20 protein-coding genes and 3 pseudogenes are annotated in these 18,340 nt (G+C 61.4%); 10 read left to right on the top strand and 13 right to left on the bottom strand.

All coding sequences use genetic code 11. From position 1 onward, the window contains the following. Positions 1-183: 183 nt before the first annotated feature. From ACFQT0_RS15650 to ACFQT0_RS15635, 4 genes are all read right to left on the bottom strand, one after another. A complete protein-coding gene (locus tag ACFQT0_RS15650) occupies positions 184-948 on the bottom strand; it encodes a YdcF family protein (RefSeq protein ID WP_380204119.1) in 765 nt (254 codons plus the stop codon). 25 nt (positions 949-973) lie between these two features. After that, on the bottom strand, positions 974-1,333 hold the full coding sequence (locus ACFQT0_RS15645) for a thioredoxin domain-containing protein (protein ID WP_380204117.1): 360 nt from the start codon (positions 1,331-1,333) through the stop codon (positions 974-976). 90 nt (positions 1,334-1,423) lie between these two features. Further along, positions 1,424-1,870 (bottom strand): DUF885 family protein, encoded by a 447-nt coding sequence (locus ACFQT0_RS15640; protein WP_380204115.1) that lies wholly within the window; start codon positions 1,868-1,870, stop codon positions 1,424-1,426. Further along, entirely contained in the window at positions 1,752-2,888 is a 1,137-nt protein-coding gene (locus ACFQT0_RS15635; RefSeq protein WP_380204113.1) for a DUF885 family protein, read from the bottom strand. The genes ACFQT0_RS15640 and ACFQT0_RS15635 overlap by 119 nt, the downstream gene beginning before the upstream one ends. Before the next feature lie 188 nt (positions 2,889-3,076). Between ACFQT0_RS15635 and ACFQT0_RS15630 the strand changes: the two genes are divergently transcribed. The 9 genes and pseudogenes from ACFQT0_RS15630 (at position 3,077) to ACFQT0_RS15585 (ending at position 11,736) form a co-directional block, all read left to right on the top strand. After that, positions 3,077-3,214 (top strand): hypothetical protein, encoded by a 138-nt coding sequence (locus tag ACFQT0_RS15630; protein WP_380204111.1) that lies wholly within the window; start codon positions 3,077-3,079, stop codon positions 3,212-3,214. Positions 3,215-3,506: 292 nt separating this feature from the next. Next, complete coding sequence (gene aspA, locus ACFQT0_RS15625) at positions 3,507-4,916, top strand: aspartate ammonia-lyase (RefSeq protein ID WP_380204109.1); 1,410 nt, start codon at positions 3,507-3,509, stop codon at positions 4,914-4,916. Between the two features lie 127 nt (positions 4,917-5,043). After that, positions 5,044-5,895, top strand: coding sequence for an alpha/beta hydrolase (locus ACFQT0_RS15620; protein WP_380204107.1), 852 nt, complete (start codon positions 5,044-5,046; stop codon positions 5,893-5,895). 255 nt (positions 5,896-6,150) lie between these two features. Continuing rightward, positions 6,151-7,750, top strand: a pseudogene (locus ACFQT0_RS31675) (protein adenylyltransferase SelO). 191 nt (positions 7,751-7,941) lie between these two features. Further along, positions 7,942-9,420, top strand: a complete 1,479-nt coding sequence (locus ACFQT0_RS15605) for a DNA/RNA non-specific endonuclease (RefSeq protein ID WP_380204101.1) — start codon at positions 7,942-7,944, stop codon at positions 9,418-9,420. Between the two features lie 69 nt (positions 9,421-9,489). Continuing rightward, positions 9,490-9,858 (top strand): DoxX-like family protein, encoded by a 369-nt coding sequence (locus ACFQT0_RS15600; RefSeq protein ID WP_380204099.1) that lies wholly within the window; start codon positions 9,490-9,492, stop codon positions 9,856-9,858. Positions 9,859-9,865: 7 nt separating this feature from the next. Further along, the gene (locus tag ACFQT0_RS15595) at positions 9,866-10,810 is read left to right on the top strand and encodes a DUF2071 domain-containing protein (RefSeq protein ID WP_380204097.1); all 945 of its coding nucleotides are present in this window, start codon (positions 9,866-9,868) and stop codon (positions 10,808-10,810) included. Then, the gene (locus tag ACFQT0_RS15590; protein WP_380204095.1) at positions 10,794-11,357 is read left to right on the top strand and encodes a class I SAM-dependent methyltransferase; all 564 of its coding nucleotides are present in this window, start codon (positions 10,794-10,796) and stop codon (positions 11,355-11,357) included. The genes ACFQT0_RS15595 and ACFQT0_RS15590 overlap by 17 nt, the downstream gene beginning before the upstream one ends. Then, on the top strand, positions 11,341-11,736 hold the full coding sequence (locus tag ACFQT0_RS15585) for a hypothetical protein (RefSeq protein WP_380204093.1): 396 nt from the start codon (positions 11,341-11,343) through the stop codon (positions 11,734-11,736). The genes ACFQT0_RS15590 and ACFQT0_RS15585 overlap by 17 nt, the downstream gene beginning before the upstream one ends. A gap of 17 nt (positions 11,737-11,753) precedes the next feature. Here the strand turns inward: ACFQT0_RS15585 and ACFQT0_RS15580 are convergent, their stop codons facing one another. From ACFQT0_RS15580 to rsmA, 9 genes and pseudogenes are all read right to left on the bottom strand, one after another. Then, complete coding sequence (locus ACFQT0_RS15580; RefSeq protein WP_380204091.1) at positions 11,754-12,167, bottom strand: hypothetical protein; 414 nt, start codon at positions 12,165-12,167, stop codon at positions 11,754-11,756. After that, on the bottom strand, positions 12,155-12,730 hold the full coding sequence (locus tag ACFQT0_RS15575) for a hypothetical protein (protein WP_380204089.1): 576 nt from the start codon (positions 12,728-12,730) through the stop codon (positions 12,155-12,157). The genes ACFQT0_RS15580 and ACFQT0_RS15575 overlap by 13 nt, the downstream gene beginning before the upstream one ends. A gap of 110 nt (positions 12,731-12,840) precedes the next feature. Beyond that, positions 12,841-13,224, bottom strand: a complete 384-nt coding sequence (locus tag ACFQT0_RS15570; RefSeq protein WP_380204087.1) for a nuclease A inhibitor family protein — start codon at positions 13,222-13,224, stop codon at positions 12,841-12,843. A 41-nt stretch (positions 13,225-13,265) separates the two neighbouring features. Then, on the bottom strand, positions 13,266-13,430 hold the full coding sequence (locus tag ACFQT0_RS15565; protein WP_380204085.1) for a hypothetical protein: 165 nt from the start codon (positions 13,428-13,430) through the stop codon (positions 13,266-13,268). Continuing rightward, positions 13,421-13,672, bottom strand: a complete 252-nt coding sequence (locus ACFQT0_RS15560) for an HIT family protein (protein ID WP_380204083.1) — start codon at positions 13,670-13,672, stop codon at positions 13,421-13,423. Before ACFQT0_RS15560 ends, ACFQT0_RS15565 begins: the two co-directional genes overlap by 10 nt. Before the next feature lie 174 nt (positions 13,673-13,846). Beyond that, on the bottom strand, positions 13,847-14,320 hold the full coding sequence (gene greA / locus ACFQT0_RS15555; RefSeq protein WP_380204081.1) for a transcription elongation factor GreA: 474 nt from the start codon (positions 14,318-14,320) through the stop codon (positions 13,847-13,849). A 103-nt stretch (positions 14,321-14,423) separates the two neighbouring features. Then, on the bottom strand, positions 14,424-15,392 hold the full coding sequence (locus ACFQT0_RS15550; RefSeq protein WP_380204079.1) for an NAD(P)-dependent oxidoreductase: 969 nt from the start codon (positions 15,390-15,392) through the stop codon (positions 14,424-14,426). Further along, positions 15,386-15,805, bottom strand: a complete 420-nt coding sequence (locus ACFQT0_RS15545) for a hypothetical protein (protein ID WP_380204077.1) — start codon at positions 15,803-15,805, stop codon at positions 15,386-15,388. The genes ACFQT0_RS15550 and ACFQT0_RS15545 overlap by 7 nt, the downstream gene beginning before the upstream one ends. 20 nt (positions 15,806-15,825) lie before the next feature. Continuing rightward, a pseudogene (rsmA, locus tag ACFQT0_RS15540) lies at positions 15,826-16,641 on the bottom strand (16S rRNA (adenine(1518)-N(6)/adenine(1519)-N(6))-dimethyltransferase RsmA); the annotation flags it as partial. Positions 16,642-16,805: 164 nt separating this feature from the next. Between rsmA and ACFQT0_RS15535 the strand changes: the two are divergent. Continuing rightward, positions 16,806-18,337: pseudogene (locus ACFQT0_RS15535) on the top strand (leucyl aminopeptidase family protein). Positions 18,338-18,340: the final 3 nt, after the last annotated feature.

The raw sequence follows: 18,340 nt of genomic DNA, 5'->3' as shown, positions 1-18,340 counted from the left end.
AACCAGAACGTCATGCTGAGCTTGTCGAAGCATCTTTACTGAAGATGCTTCGCAGGCTCAGCATGACAAACGACTGAGGTTAGTACTGCGGTAAAGATGCTTCGACAAGCTCAGCATGACGTTCTTTTCTTCATGACCTTACTCTAAAAAGCCTTCATCTCTGAACGCCCTCTCAAAAACACTCTAGCAATACCCCAGCAGCTTGTACGTTAGCCAGCCGGCGATTTCGTGCAGCAGGATGCTTAGGTTTTTCAGGGGCTCGGGGCTGGGCAGCAGCCAAAAGTCGGGCGTAGGCCGGCGGTCCTCACTCAGAAAGCCGGCCGGAAACGGCACGGGACGCAAGCCCACTTTCTCGAAGCAACCCAACGCCCGCCGCTCGTGGAAGGCGGACGTGACTAGCACGAGGGACTTGATATCGGGGTGCGCGGCCAGCAGGCGCTTGGTGAAAGAGGCGTTTTCGCGGGTGTTGCGGCTTTGGTCTTCCACCAGGATGGCGCGGTTGGGCACGCCGGCCAGGCGCAGCAGCGTAGCCAGGTCGGCGGCTTCGGTGTGGGCTTTCTCCAGCACGGCGCCAGAGCCGCCTGAGATGATGATAACCCGCACGCGGCCCGCCCGGTACAGCCACAGCGCATTGGTCAGGCGGTCGGCGCCATGCTGGAGGTACACCCGGTCGTGCGGCGACTTGTCGACTTCGGTGATGCCGGTGAGCAGCACGGCGGCGTCGGAGCGGGAAGGCAATGCCGACAGCGGCACCGGCGGCCGTTCCCAGGCCAGCAGCGCCTCGTTCACCAGGGCCGTGTTCGTGCCCACGAGTAGTAGCACCAGAGCCGCCAGCAGCCATTGGCGCTGGCGGGGCTGCCGGGCCAGCAGGGCCGCGAGCAGCAAAGCCAGCAGCCACACCGTGGGCAGCAGCACAACGTCAAGAAACTTGGAAAGCAGAAAGAACATCGCCAAAAATACGGCGATGCCGCAGTTAGGCGGTGTGCGACTTGAAGGCGCGCAAACGGTCAAGTTGAGCTACCATAGCCGCCGGGGTGTCGCAGGTTTCGCACTCCAGGAGCCGGCCCTGGCAATAGCTCACAAAAAACGGCGCTTCGCGTTGCGCCATCATTAGCTTGGCCACGGGGTTTTCGTCGGAGTTGAGCCGGACAAACAATATGCCCTGATAAGCCTGGTCATCAGCCACCTTTCGGAACCCCGGGGCCAGCAGGCCGCACGTGGCGCAATCTTCGGCGGTGAACTTGGCAAAGACCTTGAGCCGGTCGTGGGTGTATCTGCGCAAGCCTTCGTCGTTGGTATCGATTACAGCCGAATTGATTAGATTTTCTATCATGAAGAGGTGGCTCAGCAGGGAGAATGAGTTATACGCAACCGGACCTCTACAGTACCGGATTGCGAATAATTCCACCCTCCCGCTGCGCACTTAGGATTTCTTGGGCAGCATCAGCTCGCGGATGTACTTCACCGGGGCGCTGCCATAGCTCAGAAACTGCTCGTGGAAGGCTTTCAGGTTGAAATTTTTGCCTTGCTGCTTTTTCAGCTCCTCGCGCAGGGCGTAGATTTCGGTGTAGCCCGTGAAGTAGCTGCTCAGCTGCACCTGGCTCAGGGTGGCGCGCAGCCACTTGCCGCGGGCTTCGGCCTCTTCCTGGAAGCCGTCGCGCCGGAGCAGGGCCACCACGTCTTTCTCACTGGCGTCGTCCACCTGTATCATGTGGTCGATGACCGTGTTCAGGGTCACGCGCATGTTCCACTTATCCCAGAGCAGCCACATTTCGTCGGAGTTGTTGCCGTAGCCGTTTTCCAGCATCATGCGCTCGGCGTACACGGCCCAGCCTTCTATCATGGCGCCGTTGCCGAAGATGCTTTTCACCAGCGAAGGCGAGCGGTTGGCGTACACCAGCCTGCGTGTAGTGACCCGGAATGGCTTCGTGGATGTTGAGGATTTGCAGGGTGTAGTCGTTGTACTCGCGCAGGTAGCTTTCGGCCTGGGCGGCGGTCCACTCTTTGGGCAGGGGCTCCACGTTGTAGTAGGTGTTGGCGCCTTTGTCGTAAGGGCCGGGGGCCGAGATGCTGGCGCCCGCGCCGCTGCCGCGCATGTAGAGCGGGGTTTCGCGCACCACCAAGGGCTTGCTGGGGTCCTGGGTCAGCAGGTTGTGCTCGTTCACGAAGGCCACCAGCGTCGGAATCTGGCGCTTCACGGCATCCACGAAGCCGTCGCGCGGGGCGTGCTTCAAGGTGAGCTGATTAACCACGGCGGTAATCATGGCCAGCGTGTCGGCCGGGGCTTTCTGGCCGGGCAGGTACTTGGGGTACAGGCGGGCGGCCCGCACGGCCATGTCGTGCAGCAGCTCGGCCTTGTGCTTCAGGGCCTGCTCGTACACCTCGCCGGCCGTGAAATGCGACTGGATGTCGTAGGCAAATTTCTGGTCGAAAAGGGTCCGGCCGATGCGGAACGAGCGAAACGTCTTGGCGGATAGTACGTCCTTTTTCAGGAAGTCCATGTAGCCCTGCACCGCCTGCCGGGTGCTGGCAATGCGGTCGGTCAGCGTCTTTTTCTCCTGGGCGGTGAGCCCGGATTTGCGCACCGAATCCGCCAGGGCCGAGCCGAAAACGGCCAGGCCGCCGGCATTTTGCTTGAGGGCCAGCTCGGTGTGCTCCTTGGTGGGCGTGCTGATGTTGGCCCGGGCCGCGGCGTAGTACTCGGCCGCGTGGCTGATTTTGTCGGAGATGTTGCGCAGGCGCCGGTCGAGGCGGTAGTGGCGGCCGTTGAGCAGGTCGCCCACCGAGGCGCCGAGGTTGTAGCTGGCGGGGTTCCACTGCCAGTTCTTGAGCGTGTCGGCGTACCAGCGCTGGGCGCGCAGGCTCGTTGCGCAGCAGGCGCAGGTCAATCTGGTTGTTGGGCGAAAGGCTGTCGAGCGAAAACTTGCCCAACGCCGCGAGATATTGCTGGCTGAACGCGGCATCACGCTGGCGCTGCGCGGCGTCGGGGATGAGCAGCAGCGAGTCGTACTTATGGTAGCCCTGATACGACGCAGCTTCGGGGTTTTGGCGCCACAGGGCCTCAATAAACCGACCTTTGAAGGCATCAAACCGCTCGTCGGCGCCGGCGCCGGTGGCCGCGGTGGTTCCGGCCGCGTTGGTGTTTGTGGTAGTCGTCTTAGAATTATCGGCCTGGGAACAGCTGGCCACGGCCAGCGCCAGCAAGGGCAAGTAGCAAAGTTTCATGCAAAGAATTGAGCTAATGGTGGGAAGGCAGCGTGGAGCCAGAAGATTCACTTTAAGGGCCGTCGGTGATGCCGGGTCTGCAAAGACTAGCAGACGCGTTGGCAGCACAGATGGCCCGGCAAGATGAATGGTCGTGCGGCACGCCCTTGTGCCCTGTGACCAAACCAATCGGGTGCAGTAAAGGAACAGTTTAAATTCGAAACGATGCACTGCCGGGCCGTAGGTTTGCCTCCGCGCTAACCACTTCCGTACAAGCTGCTCATTCCCTCCCGACTTTGCCCATGAACACTTCTTCCCGCATCGAACACGACTTCTTGGGTGAGCGCCAGCTACCCGACACGGCCTACTACGGCATCCAAACCTTGCGCGCCCTCGAGAACTTCGCCATCACGGGCATTCCCATCAACACCGAGCGCCTGTTTGTGCAGGCCCTGGCTTTCGTGAAAAAAGGCGCCGCCCTGGCCAACCGCGACCTAGGCGTGCTGCCGGCCCCCATTGCCGAGGCCATTGTGGCGGCCTGCGACCGGGTAGCGGCCGGCGAGTTCGACAACCAGTTCTTGACCGACATGATTCAGGGCGGCGCGGGCACCTCCGTGAACATGAATGCCAACGAAGTCATCGCCAATGTGGCCCTCGAAATCATGGGCCACGCGAAGGGCGAGTACCAGTACTGCCACCCCAACAACCACGTCAACTGCTCGCAAAGCACTAACGACGCCTACCCCACCGCCTTTCGCATTGCGCTCAACAACAAGCTGGTGGGCTACCGCGAAACGCTGGGCCTGCTGGCCGACGCCTTTGCGCAAAAAGGCGTAGAGTTTCAGAACGTGCTCAAGATGGGCCGCACCCAGCTGCAGGACGCCGTGCCCATGAGCATGGGCGACGAGTTCCGGGCCTTCGCCACCAACCTGCGCGAGGAGCTGCTGCGCATCGACGATTCGCGCAGCCTCATCAACGAAATCAACATGGGCGCCACGGCAATCGGCACCCGCGTGAACGCCCCCGCCGGCTACCCCGAGCTCGTGACCGAGCACCTGCGCACCATCACCGGGCTCAACCTCGTGCTGGCCGGCGACCTCATTGAGGCCACCGTCGACACGGGCGCCTACGTGCAGCTCTCCGGCGTGCTCAAGCGCACGGCCGTGAAGCTCTCCAAAATCTGCAACGACCTGCGCCTGCTGTCGTCAGGCCCGCGCTGCGGGTTCTTCGAAATCAACCTGCCGCCGCTGCAGCCGGGCTCGAGCATCATGCCCGGCAAGGTAAACCCCGTGGTGCCGGAAGTGGTCAACCAAACTGCCTTCTACGTCATCGGGGCCGACCTCACGGTGACCATGGCCTGCGAGGCCGGCCAGCTGCAGCTCAATGTGATGGAGCCGGTGATTTCCTTCGCCCTGTTCACCTCCATTTCCTACATGACCAACGCCTGCCGCACGCTCAACGAAAAATGCGTGGTGGGCATCACGGCCAATGCCGAGCACACGGCAAACCTGGTGCGCAACAGCATCGGCATCGTCACCCAGCTCAACCCGGTTATTGGCTACGAAGCCGCCGCCGAAATTGCCAAGGAAGCCCTGCGCACCGGCAAATCGGTCTACACCATCGCCGTGACGGAGCGCGGGCTGCTTACCCAGGAAAAGTGGGACGAGATTTTCACGTTCGAAAACCTGATTCGTCCGGTATTCATTCAGTAATGCGTGATTTTTAGCGCTGCTGTTCTGTTCCACAGCTTCCTGTTAATCAGTTTATCCAACGTTTTATAATCGGCTTGTTTATTTAATTTCGGGCGGCTCAATCTGCCTGCTTCTTTCCCTACCCGCTATGACTTGCTTTCGCCTACTCCTACTCGCCGCTTTGCTGGGGCTCGCCGGCCCGTCCGTGGCCGCCCGGGTCGATACCGTCGCCATTGCCAGCGCGGCCATGAAGAAAACCTACCGCGCAGCCGTGGTGCTGCCGGCCAGCTACGCCAAAAACAAGAAAGCCTCCTACCCCGTACTGTACCTGCTGCACGGGGCGTATGGCCACTTTTCCGATTGGCTGACTCAAACGCCCAACAAACAGCTGGTGCAGTCCCTGGCCGACCAGCACAACCTGATAATTGTGATGCCCGAGGGCGAAACGTTCAGCTTCTACCTCGACAGCCCCGTGAACCCCACCAGCCAGTTCGAAACCTACCTCACCAAAGAAGTGATTTCGGCCATCGACGGCTCGTACCGCACCATCCGCGACCGCAAGGGGCGCATCATCACGGGCCTGTCGATGGGCGGTCACGGCGCCCTCTACCTCTCGGCCCGCCACCCCGACTTGTACAGCGCCGCCGGCAGCATGAGCGGCGCGCTGGATTTGATGACCATCAACCGCAAGCTCTCGCCGGCCGACGCCGCCCAGCGGGCCAAGCTCTGGGCGCCCATCCTGGGCTCCGAAATCGAAAACCCGGCCGTGTTCGCCTCCAATTCGGTCGTCAACCTGGTCGACCAGATGCACCGCAATGGCTTGCCGCTGATAATAGACTGCGGCGTCGACGATGGCCTGATTGACATCAACCGCGAAGTGCACCGCCGCCTGGTGTACAACCACACCCCGCACGACTACACCGAGCGCCCCGGCGCCCACACCTGGGAGTACTGGCAAAACGCGCTGCCGTACCGCTGCTGTTTTTCCAGCAGGTGCTGAAGGCCAATGGAGCCAAAGTGCTGTAGGAGCAGCGGCTGATTTCAGCTCAATTTTAAGGACCAGTCAGAAACTACTCACCTTCCCGGGGTGAGCAAGGCCCCGTCGTGTTTCAGGTACTGGAAGAGGCTTGCACTATAGAAAGTAGGCGCCCCGCCTAAGCTCGACTGGAACATGCGGGCCGAATCAACGTTTGCCTGCTGGCAGCGGCCGCTTTGGCACGCTGCTTATCCAGCTCCAACTTTGATATCTACGGTGATGCCCACTCAGCACTTGCACGAAGCCGAATTCAGCAACACGCTGGTCGACAAATTGCGCGGCGAAATAGCCGCCGACAACCGCCCGCGCCAGGTGGCCGGCTACACGTATTCGCGGGTAGAGCCCACTCCCGTGCGCGACCCGCACCTGCTGGCCTGGTCCGACGACCTGGGCGCCTACCTCGGCCTGGCCCGGCCCGCCGAGCGCGGCCCCACCGTGGATGCGCTGGCCGGCAACCTCGTGACCGACACCATGAAGCCCTTTGCGGCGCGCTACGCCGGCCACCAGTTTGGCAACTGGGCGGGCCGCCTGGGCGACGGCCGCGCCATTTCCCTGGGCGAGCTCGTGGCCACCGACGCCAGCATCTGGGAAATCCAGCTCAAGGGCGCGGGGCCCACGCCCTACTCGCGCCGGGCCGATGGCCGGGCGGTGCTGCGCTCCTCCCTGCGGGAATTTGTGTGCAGCGAGGCCATGCACTACTTGGGCGTGCCCACCACCCGCGCCCTGAGTTTGGTGGGCACCGGCGACACCGTGGTGCGCGACATGTTTTACAACGGCAACGCCAAGCCCGAGCCGGGCGCCATTGTGGCCCGAGTGGCGCCTACCTTCATCCGGTTCGGCAATTTCCAGATGATGGCCGCCGCCGGCGAGCCTCGATAACCTGCGCGACCTGGCCGACTACGTCATCACGCACCACTACCCGGAGCTGGGCGTGCCCTCGCCGGCCGTGTACGTGCAGTGGTTTGAAGAAATCTGTCGCCGCACGGCCGTGATGGTGGCCCACTGGATGACCGTCGGCTTTGTACACGGCGTGATGAACACCGACAACATGTCCATCCTGGGCCTCACCATCGACTACGGCCCCTACGGCTGGCTCGAGCCCTACGACCCCGACTGGACCCCCAACACCACCGACTTCAGCTACCGCCGCTACGCCTTTGGCCAGCAGCCCCAGATTGCGCTCTGGAACCTGGCGCGGCTGGCCGAGGCGCTGGCGCTGCTCGTCGCCGATGTCGAAGTGCTGCGGCCCGGCCTCGATTTGTACGTGAGTGCGTTCGAAAGCACGCGCCAGGAAATCATGCTCCGCAAGCTGGGCCTCACCGCCCTGCACCCCACGGAAGACGCACGCCTGACCGGCGACTTGCACGAGGCGCTGGCCGAGGCGGAAGTCGACATGACCATTTTCTTCCGGCAGCTTTCGCACATCGCCCCGGCCCTGGTAGCCGCGCCCGAGCAGGAAAGCAACCGGTTTCAGGAGCTGCTGGCCGCCGCGACTTACGTTCCGCTGCCCAACCCGGCGCACGCGCCCTTGCTCCAGTGGCTGCAGCGCTACCTGCAGCGCCTGCGCCAGGAAACAAACTCTGAGGCGGCCATCAAAACCCTGATGCTGAGCGCCAACCCTAAGTACGTACTGCGCAACTACCTGGCCCAGAACGCCATCGAAGCCGCCGAAAGAGGCGACCTGACGTACCTGAATAACCTCATGGAAGTGCTAAAAAACCCTTACAGCGAGCAACCCGAGCACGAGGAGTTTGCCGCCAAACGCCCCGACTGGGCCTGGGATATGCCGGGCTGCGCCACGCTTTCTTGCAGTTCCTAAGTTTCCTTAACATCTCAAACAACACTAAGAATCAGGAGCTTCAAAATCAGTTCAATTTCCGATACCAGAGCTGGGCTATTCATTGATTTGCCGAATTGCTCTTAGATAATTTCAGAAAAGACCTTCGTTGGACTACGGAGGTCTTTTTTTGTAGCCCGGTATAACCCGCAGCCTTTCCTACTTTCGCCTTCATGCGCTCCTCTATCCTGCTTTTATCCCTGGCTCTGCTGGCCTGCTCGCAGCAGCCCGAAACTGCCACCCAGCAACCCACTGCCCCGGCCAGGTCGACTCAGGCCGTCCCCTCTCCTTTTCCCGAAACCTTCGAAACGGGCAGCAAGGGGGCTTACAGCGAAGCCGATGAGCCCCTGGCTACCGGTTCCTGGCGCTTTGCCGAAGCCCTGGTGGGCAGTAGCGCCCAGGACCATAAAAGCGGGGAGCGCGCGGCCCGCCTGCACAACCTGGGCCGCATCCGCATGAATTTCGACGCCGCGCCTGGGGTGCAGCGCATCACCATCAGCGCGGCGGCCTACGGGCAGGACGGCCCCAGCACCTGGGAGCTGTGGCTGAGCCGCGACGGCGGCCGCAGCTACGCGCGCACCGGCCAGCCCGTCGAAACCAGCGGCCCCAAACTGGTACCCCATGTGTTCGCAGGTGTAGCCAACGAGCCCATCCGCCTGGAAATCCGCAAAACCAGCGGCCAGAACAGCCGGCTCAACATCGACGACATCCGGCTGGAAACGGCCAAAGGGCCCGCCGTGGCGGTGAGCACAGGTGCCACCGGTGGCTATTTCGAAAACCGTAATTCAACGCAGCCAACCGCTCCGGGCCAGCCCAACTCGCGCACTTCCCATCCCAGGCCGGGTACCGGTCAGGCATCGGCCCCCGCGGGCTCGTTCGCCCCCTCAACATCCGAAGACAACCTGGCCCTGGGCAACCCCAGCGGCGCCACCTCTGACCCCGCCAACGCCAACAACTACCTGCTGGTGCACCCAGAATTCACGACAGGCTACCACGCCGCGCGCGGCATCCCCACGTGGGTGAGCTGGCACGTGGGCCGCGGCGACCTCGGCCAGGCCCCGCGCCAGAACAACTTCCGCCCCGACGCTGCCCTGCCCCGGCAGTTTTACCAGGTCGCGCCGGCCAGCTACTCCCGCTCCGGCTTCGACAAAGGCCACAACTGCCCCAGCGGCGACCGCACCAGCGACCTCGATGCCAACTCGGCTACCTTCCTGATGACCAACATGGTGCCCCAGGCCCCGCACAACAACCAGCAAACCTGGGCCCACCTCGAAGAATATGGCCGCTCGCAGGTGCAGCGCGGGCAAGAGGTGTACGTCATCATGGGCAGCTACGGCCGCGGCGGCACCGGTGCCAACGGCTTTGCCCAAACCCTGGACCAGGGCCGCGTAACCGTGCCCGCCCGCATCTGGAAAGTCATGGTAATCCTCCCCGAAGGCCAGAACGACCTGCAGCGCCTCGGCTCTGACCCCAGCGTACGCGTGCTGGCCATCGACACGCCCAACGACAACGCCGTGAATCCCGACTGGCGGCAGTACCTCACTTCCGTCGACAAAATCGAAGCCGCCACCGGACTTGATTTGCTCAGCGCCTTGCCTCAAAACACCCAGGCCCGCCTGCAAAAGCTGGTGGATAGCGGCCGGGCGGAGTAGCGCGGATTTTTAGTCCGCGAGTTTTTTCAAACTACCCATTTTACTCGCGGATTAAAAGTCCGCGTTACGATGCACCGCCTTCTTACTTACCTCATAGCCATGGTGTGGCTGGCCAATGGCTTGCTTTGCAAACTGCTGGCGTTGGTACCCCGGCACGAGGCCATCGTGGCCCGCATTCTGGGGCCAGCCCACGCAGGGCTACTCACTCGCCTGATTGGACTGGCCGAAATCGGCATGGCGGTTTGGGTTATCAGCGGCGTGAAGAGACGTTGGTGTGCGGCGGCGCAGATTGCGCTCATTCTCTCGATGAATGCGCTGGAAACCTGGCTGGCGCCCGACCTGCTTTTGTGGGGCCGCGCCAATGCCTTTTTTGCTGGACTGTTCTGCTTGCTCCTTTATTACCATACCTTTGGCTCAGCCCGTCTCTCACCGCGCTGACCACCGAATGCTCTCTTGGCTGAAGACCCACCCTTTTGCGGTGGAAGCGTTTTTTGAGCACTCGCTAGTTCTCACCTTCGCCGCGCCGCTGGCCGAAATTCAAGCCTTGCTCCCCGCCCCGCTGGTAGCCGACACGTTCGACGGGCGCTGGGGCTTTGTGGCTGTGGCCCTGGTGCAAACGCGCCACTTACGGCCCAAGGGCTTCCCACAGTGGCTGGGCCAGGATTTTTATTTGATTGGGTACCGCGCTTTCGTCCGCTACCCATCGCCCACCGGCAAGCGACTGCGCGGCCTGTACATCCTGCGGTCCGAAACCGACAAAACGCGCATGTCCGTGCTGGGCAATGTATTTACCCACTACCGGTACCAAACCACGGACATTGCCCGGGAGGAAACCGCTGGGCGCTTCGCGGTGCACTCCCGGCAGTCGGACTTTGCCGTTGCCCTCGTCGCGCCGGGCCCGGAGGTTTCGCTGCCGGCGCAGTCGCCCTTTGCTACCTGGCACGAAGCCCGCCGCTTCGCCGGGCCGCTGCCGTTCACCTTCTCAGCCGACGCGGGTTCTTCGCGCATGCTGATAGTGGAAGGCGTGCGCGAACATTGGGAGCCGCAACCCGTGGCCGTCCTCAACTACCGGGTTGGCTTTTTTGACCGCTACCATTTCAGCAGCCTGGTTCTGGCCAATGCCTTCGCCCTGCGCAACGTGCCTTACTCCTGGAAAAAGGACGCACCGAAATATGGAACCGCTAAGAAAACCGCTCCAGGGCCTGAGGAATGTCGTCTGCTTCAACTGGCACTTTTACCTCCTTGCCTTGGGCTTTGCGCTGAGCCTGGGAATGCTCTGGATAAGCGGCCCGCCGGCCATTCAAAGCTACGCCGGCCTGTTGCTTGGGCTGGTGCTGGTCCCGGCGCTGAGCTCCCTGGCCGTTTCGGCTTACGTGTACGATTTTTCTGATTTATACCAGTTGGGCTGGCTGCCCTGCGCCCCCGCTGCTGGCTCCCGCCTGATGAGCGTGAGTGCTGGGTTCGATGAAATCAGCGCCGTGCTCCAGCTCAAATACGCTCCTGAGCAACTGCTGGCCGTTGATTTTTACGACCCTGCCCGGCACACCGAGGTTTCCATCAAGCGCGCTCGCCGGGCGCATGCACCATTTCCTGGCACCCGCCAGGTTGATGCCCGCGCGGCCCTCCCGCTAGTCGACAACTCGATTGACCTCACGTTCGCCTTTCTGGCCGCGCACGAAATTCGGGATGCAAGCGAACGCGCAGCTTTCTTCCGGGAAGTACGGCGGGTCACAAAAGCAGACGGGCACATAATAGTGACCGAGCACCTGCGCGATGCCGCTAATTTCCTGGCCTACACGATTGGTTTTTTCCATTTTCATTCGCGCTGCGCCTGGCTCTCCACCTTCCGCAATGTCGGACTACAAGTGGAGCAGGAAATAAAAATCACACCCTTCATCACCTCGTTTATCCTGAGCAAAAATGGAACTGCAGCTTAAGCTCATTGGCTTTTTATTGGTCATCCTGGCAGTGCTGCACGCCGCTTTTGCACGGTATTTCAACTGGCGCCACGAGTTTGCGGCCGTGAGCTTAATCAATCGGCAGATGATGTACGTGCACACGTTCTTCATCGCGTTCACGGTCCTGCTGATGGGCCTGCTTTGCCTAAGCTCCGCGGGCGAACTCATCAGCACGCCACTCGGCCGCAAGCTTGCGTTGGGCTGCGGTGCTTTCTGGCTGGCCCGCCTGCTCGTGCAGTTCTTTGGTTACTCCGCCGTTTTATGGCAGGGAAAGCGGTTTGAAACCGTCGTACACGTCACCTTTTCCGTGCTCTGGGCCTATTTAAGCGCTGTTTTCGTACTTATTGGGCTGGGTTGAGCCAAAAAGCGGCCCGGCTAAAAGCGGTGCGTCAGGGAAAGGCCACTACCACCTATTTTCCCTGGAAAAGAAACCACTCCCACTGCTGTGCGGCTGGCTTTATCCATGTTGCGGTGGTGGAGCAGATTCCAGGTACTCAGCGCCAGGGTGGCCGTGCCAGCCCCGATGTTTACAACTGAAACGGTGCGCTCCGGGGCGTGCGATACGCCAGCAGTAGGGTTCCACCCAATGCCGTAATGCGGCTTTTCGTCGGCGGGCAAATGGAAGGCGCCCATCATCACTTGCCCGGCTCCGCTGAGCAGGCCCACGTAGCCCGCGCCGCGTCCCACTCCCGGCAGGTTGAACTGGCTGGCGTTGGCAACGCCCAGCATGGTGTTAAAGCCGCTCCACACCGCCGTACCCACGGCGTAGCGGGTAGCTACCGGCTCCACGTTTTGCGCACTCGCACCGGGGCTTGATAGCCGTAAGTGGGCTGAATCAGGGCGCACTCCTGCTTGGTGAGGCCCGAAGTCTGCACCCATTTGGCCAGCGCGGGGGTGCGCATATCAGCAATCAGGTCGTATTGATGGGCTTTGTTGATGCGTTCGGCCACGGGGCGGCCGACGGTTTGGGCTACCAGAAAGCCTACGGCGCACAGGCGGCCGTCGCGGTCGATGAAGCACGGCCGGCGCTCCCCGGGGTGGTCGTAGTTGCGCGGAAACACGCCGGCAGTCCAGTAGGTGTGGAGCAAATCGAGCACGTGGGCGCGGCGCTGAGCCAGCGCGGGGCTCAGGCCGGCAGTCGGGCTGTGGCGCAACAGCCGCTCGGCATATGCCAGGTGGGCCTGCACCCGGGCGTCGTCGTTGGTGCTGGCGGTGGGCTGCTGGCCCGTGGCGGCCACGTAGCCCGCATTGCCCACGAGGGTGTTCACCTGGTCGGTGGCAAGGGGAGCGGGCTGTTGCTGGCAGGCGCTGAAGCTCAAACCCAGCAGCAGAAAGGCATAAAGTTTTTTCATAGAGGTAGCGGGGCATTTTGCACGGGAACATCCCGTGTTTGTGCCTGACCGCCAACTCTACGCTAAAGTTGCACGCATTATTGAGCTAAGTATGCAAAACTGAAGTGGCCTCAGGTTTCCGTCAGCACGGTCTTGAAGCCAGCCAGGGTGCCGTCCGCAGTGCGGCCCAGCGCATAGGCGTGCACCTGCGGCCCGGTGCCCACGCGGTACACTTTGGTGCCGTCCAGCTCCTGCTTCATAAACATCTGCAGGGCCTTGTAGCGGTTGGCCAGTTTTACGTCGCCCAGCACGCCGTCATCGGCCGTGTGGTTGCGCAGGAATTGGGTGAGCTCCACGGTCTCTACTTTGGTGCCGGCGGGCTCGCCCATGGCCTTCAGCAACGCGGCATCCGATAGCTCGCCACCGGGGGCAGCATACGCCACGGCTTCCAGCGGGGCATCCGATTCGCTTATGAAAATCAGGCCGTCCACCTGCTTTTTCAGCTCCGGTGGCACAGCGGCTCCGGAGGTGGCACCTGCGCTGGCTTTTGCTTCGCTCAGGCCGCTGCCTCCTCCACTTTGGCTGCGATGGCCGCCGCCAGCTCCTGCATGCGGGCCTCGGGCACTTTGATTTTGGGGTTGGCGAAGTTCATGTCCGACACCTTGTTCATCGGGATGAGGTGGATGTGCGCGTGCGGCACTTCCAGCCCAATTACCGCCACGCCGATGCGCTTGCACGGCACGGCGGCCTGTACCCTTTGGCCACACGCTGAGCGAAAGCGTGCAGCGCGGCCAGCTCATCCGTCGGCAGGTCGAAGATGTAGTCGATTTCCTTCTTGGGAATCACCAGCGTGTGGCCTTCCACCAGGGGCGTGATGTCGAGAAAGGCCAGGTGGCGGCCGTCTTCGGCTACCTTGAACGCCGGCAGCTCGCCGGAAACGATGCGCGAAAAAATAGAAGACATTTTTTAGCTGTTAGCTGATGGTTTTAGCTGTTAGCTTTTAATCGCAACAACTTAAAGCCGTTCTGAGAGCGTGAAAGATACCGCGAATAACGACAAAAGGCCCCTACTTTCCAGCAGAGGCCCTTCATTGCAAAGCTAACAGCTATCAGCTAAAGGCTAATAGCTCAATAAATACTATCGGCTGATTTCCAAAATCTGAAACTGCAGCTTGCCAGCCGGTACAATGATTTCGGCCGTGTCGCCAGCCGATTTGCCCAACAGGCCTTTGCCGATGGGCGACTTCACGGAGATTTTGCCGGCGGCCAGATTGGCTTCTTCCTCGGCTACCAGCGTGTAGTCGAGCACCATGTTGTTTTTCAGGTTCTTGAGCTTCACCTTGCTCATGATGAGGACTTTGGTGAAGTCCATGTTCGTCTCGTCGATGACGCGGGCATTGCCCACTACTTCTTCGAGCTTCGAAATCTTGAGCTCCAGCAACCCCTGGGCATCCTTGGCGGCGTCGTATTCGGCGTTTTCGCTCAGGTCTCCTTTGTCGCGGGCTTCGCGCAAATCTTCGGCAGCTTTGGCCCGGCCCCGGACTTTCAGGTCCTGGAGTTCCTCCTTCAGTTTTTGCAGGCCCTCGGGGGTGTAATAGTTGATGGTGGACATGATGGATGTAGCGGCTGGTGGGTTTGGCTAAAAGCAAGGAGAACGGCTGGCACTGCCAACCGTTCTCCCTCCTTAGGTTCACAGCAAAGATACGCAAAATGGGTTAGCTCCCTGCTACTGCCCCTTGGGGGCGCTGCCGAAAAGCCGCAATCTTGCGCACCAGCACCTCGTTGATGCGGGCGTAGCTCTGGTGCGTCCAGCCGCCGATGTGGGGCGAAAGCACGACGTTAGTGCCGGAAGCGAGAAAATCGAACGTCTGCTGCTGTTCGTGGGAAAGCGTGCCAAGCCGTTCATTTTCGAGCACATCCAGGGCCGCTCCGCGTACCTTGCCGGCCTGCAGCGCCCGCACCAGGGCGGCCTGGTTCAGCACTTCGCCCCTGGCCGTATTGAGCAGCCAAATCGGCGAGGTAAAGCCCGCGAGCAGGCGTTCGTCCACAAAATGATGGTTGGCCGGCGAATACGGAATGTGCAGGCTCAGCACCTCGGCGCGGGCCTGCAGCTCAGGCAGACTCACCAGCTTCGCGTAGTCATCGGCCGCACAGTTTGGGTCAATGTCGTGGGCCAGCACGGTGCAGCCAAAGGCGTTGAGTCGCCGCGCAAACGCCCGGCCCATATGCCCATAGCCCAGCAGGCCAATGGTTTTGCCGCCGATTTCCTCGCCCCGATTGGCTTCGCGCTGCCACTGGCCCTGGCGCACTTCGTGGTCGGCCCGGGCAATGTTGCGAAACAGCGCCAGCAGCAGGCCCACGGCGTATTCGCCCACGGCATCGCGGTTGCCCTCGGGCGCGTTGAGCAGCGTGACGCCGGCCGTGGTCATGGCGGCCTCATCAATATTATCGACTCCGGCGCCGGCCCGGGCCACGTAGCGTAGCTGTGGGCCGTGGGCCAGCAGGTCGGCCGTCACGCGCAGCTTGCTGCGTACCATCAGGCCCTCGTAGGGAAAGGCTGCGAGGGCAGCGGGTACTTCGGCGGCCGTCAGGGTCGGTTGATAAGAAATGGGCACCCCAATGGCTTGCAGCATCTCATGCAGCGACGGGTGCATCTCGTCGACTACCAGGCAGGTATTCACCATTTGCTAGCTTTTGTCAAGTTCGAATCAAATCGTGGAACTCTGTTTCCACACAGTTGATGTAGCGCTTTGTTAAACTCCATTTCAGTCAGCGGACCGAGGATGTTTCTGCGTGCCACCTCGCGGTCAGCTGTACCGCTCATGCGGGCAATGTAAAACTGAGGCGTGGTGCAAACGGCTCTCATAATGATGCATTTCTCATTAAATCCTGCTTCAACTACCTGACAGTTAAAAAGCGCATCAGCTAAGCCAAATTCTTCATCATCAAAATGAAGGTACCAAGCTCCGGAATCAGGCTCTGTCTCATCCAGATAATAATGCCCAATCAAATGCTTGGTCTCGTATTCATCGCCCCAAAAACAACCTGAAAGCAATAGTAGCGGCATAAACAGAGTCAAAGCTTTATAGAGCTTCATTTCAAAAGTTATGAGCTTGGCTATTCCGCAAAATCATTTAAATCGATGTCGGGCAAAGCGGCACTCAAGCCCGCGTTGTGCTGCCCAATCCGCTGAGTCAGCCCAACAAATTCGGCCACACCCAATTGCTCGGCCCGCTTCTCGAAAATGGCATCTGTCGTCGCCTCCGGCGGCAGGCCGAAGGGCTTCAGCGCATTGCGCAGGGTTTTCCGGCGGGTTTGGAAGGCCTGCTTCACAACGCGAAAAAACAGCTTCTCGTCGCAGTCCAGGTGCTCGGTTTCGTTGCGGGTAAGGCGCACCACGGCCGATTCCACTTTCGGTGGCGGCACAAACACGTGCGGCGGCACCGTAAACAGGTACTCGATTTTATAGTAGGCCTGCAGCAGCACGCTCAGGATGCCGTAGGTTTTGGAGCCGGGCGGCTCGGCCAGGCGTTGGGCTACTTCCTTCTGAATCATGCCCACCACTTCGCGCACCTGCTGGCGGTTGGCCAGCACCTGGAAAAATATCTGGCTGCTGATGTTGTAGGGGAAGTTGCCGATGATGGCCAGCAGCTGTCCGGGGAACATGGTGCTCAGGTCCTGGCGCAGGAAGTCGGTGGCGTAGATACGGTCGGCCAGCGCCGGGTAGTGGGCCTTTAGGTATGCCACCGACTCGGTATCGATTTCCACCACGCTGGTCTGGTAGGCCGGGTTTTCCAGCAGATACTGCGTGAGCACCCCCATGCCGGGCCCGATTTCGAGCACCTGGCCCACGCCATCGGGCAGCTGCAGGGCAGCCACGATGCGGCGGGCAATGTTGGGGTCGGCCAAGAAGTGTTGGCCGAGGTGTTTTTGGGGCGAACGGTATTCACGGTGGAGCTATTTAGTAAGAAACAAGATGCGGTGCCGGGCCGGCTCAACTCAAGGCAGGCGCCAGCCCAACAAGGCTAGTACGCAAGGAATCAAAGCAGTTTACCGAGACGGTAGCGCTGCTTCGAGGGGCTCAGCATGACGTTCCTATGCGTTCTGTCAAAACCTCGCCACCTAAACAGTACCTTGCGGCCTCAAATCTACGGCCTTCACTCCCGCTCATGTCCCTAGCCCTTGCCCACGTGGCCGCCGCGCCGGCCCATTCTTCGCAGGTATTCATCCTGTCGCACGGCACTACTGCCCTGCCCGCCGGCGCCGTCGGCGACCTTTCGGCCCAGGCCCAGCAATACGTAACCGCGGCCCTCGCCGACGACCAGAAGCTCGTTCACCTCAACCACTTCAGCCATCACCACTTCTTTGTGGTGCTCGCCAACAAGCCCACGCCCGAGCAGGTGGCCGAGGCCCTGCGCCGCAGCGGCCACGCCCTGCACGCCCAGCTCAAGAAAGAAAAAGTAGCCGAGCTCTACATTCACAACCTGAGCGACACCCCCGACGCCGCCCTGCAGCTCGCCGAAGGCTTGGCCCTGAGCGCCTACCAGTTTGAAGGCTACAAAACCGACGAGAAATCGCGCAAGGCCCCCAGCCTGACCACCGTTTCCATCGTCGGAGACGCTGCCACGCCCCAGGAAGTAGCCGCGCTCGACGGCCTGCTGCAAGGCGTGTTCCTGGCTCGCAACCTGGTCAATGCCCCGCTCAACAAGCTCAACGCCATCCAGCTGGCCGAGAGCATCGCCACCGCCGGCGACGAAGCCGGCTACACCACCGACATCCTCGACCTGCCCAAAATCGAAGCCCTGCGCATGGGCGGCCTGCTGGCCGTGAACCTGGGCTCGCCCGAGCCGCCCACCTTCAGCATCCTGGAGTGGAAGCCCACCGGCGCCCAAAATGCCAAGCCCTATGTGCTGGTAGGCAAAGGCGTGGTGTTCGACACCGGTGGCCTCAGCCTCAAGCCCACGCCCAACAGCATGGACATGATGAAGTGCGACATGGCCGGCGGCGCGGCCGTAGCCGGCACGCTCTATGCCCTGGCCAAAAACAACGTCCCGCTGCACGTCATCGGCCTGGTACCCGCCACCGACAACCGCCCCGGCGGCCTGGCCTACGCGCCCGGCGACGTTATTACCATGCACAGCGGCCTCACCGTTGAAGTAAAAATACCGACGCCGAAGGCCGCCTGCTCCTCGCCGATGCCCTGAGCTTCGCCAAGAAATACAACCCCGAGCCTGGTTATCGACTTGGCCACGCTCACCGGCGCCGCCGTGCGCGCCCTGGGCACCGAAGCCTCGGCAGTGATGGGCACCGCCGATGCCGCCACCAAGGAGAAACTTACCGCTGCCGGCTACCGCGTGCACGAGCGCCTGGTAGAATTCCCCTCTGGGACGAGTACGCCGACCACATCAAGTCCGACATCGCCGACCTGAGCAACCTAGGTAAGGGCGAGGCCGGCCAGATTTCCGCCGCCAAGTTCCTGGAGCGCTTCGCCGAAGCCTACCCCTGGCTGCACCTCGACATCGCCGGCCCCGCCTTCCTCACCGCAGCCGAGAGCTACCGCGGCAAAGGCGGCACGGGCACGGGCGTGCGCTTGCTGTATGAGTTCCTGACTAAGCAGCTGGCTAAATAATGG

The sequence above is a fragment of the Hymenobacter humi genome, from assembly GCF_042665855.1.
GTDB lineage: Bacteria > Bacteroidota > Bacteroidia > Cytophagales > Hymenobacteraceae > Hymenobacter > Hymenobacter humi.
Note: the sequence above shows the minus strand (reverse complement) of the source record. Positions and strands in the feature narration are given on the sequence as shown.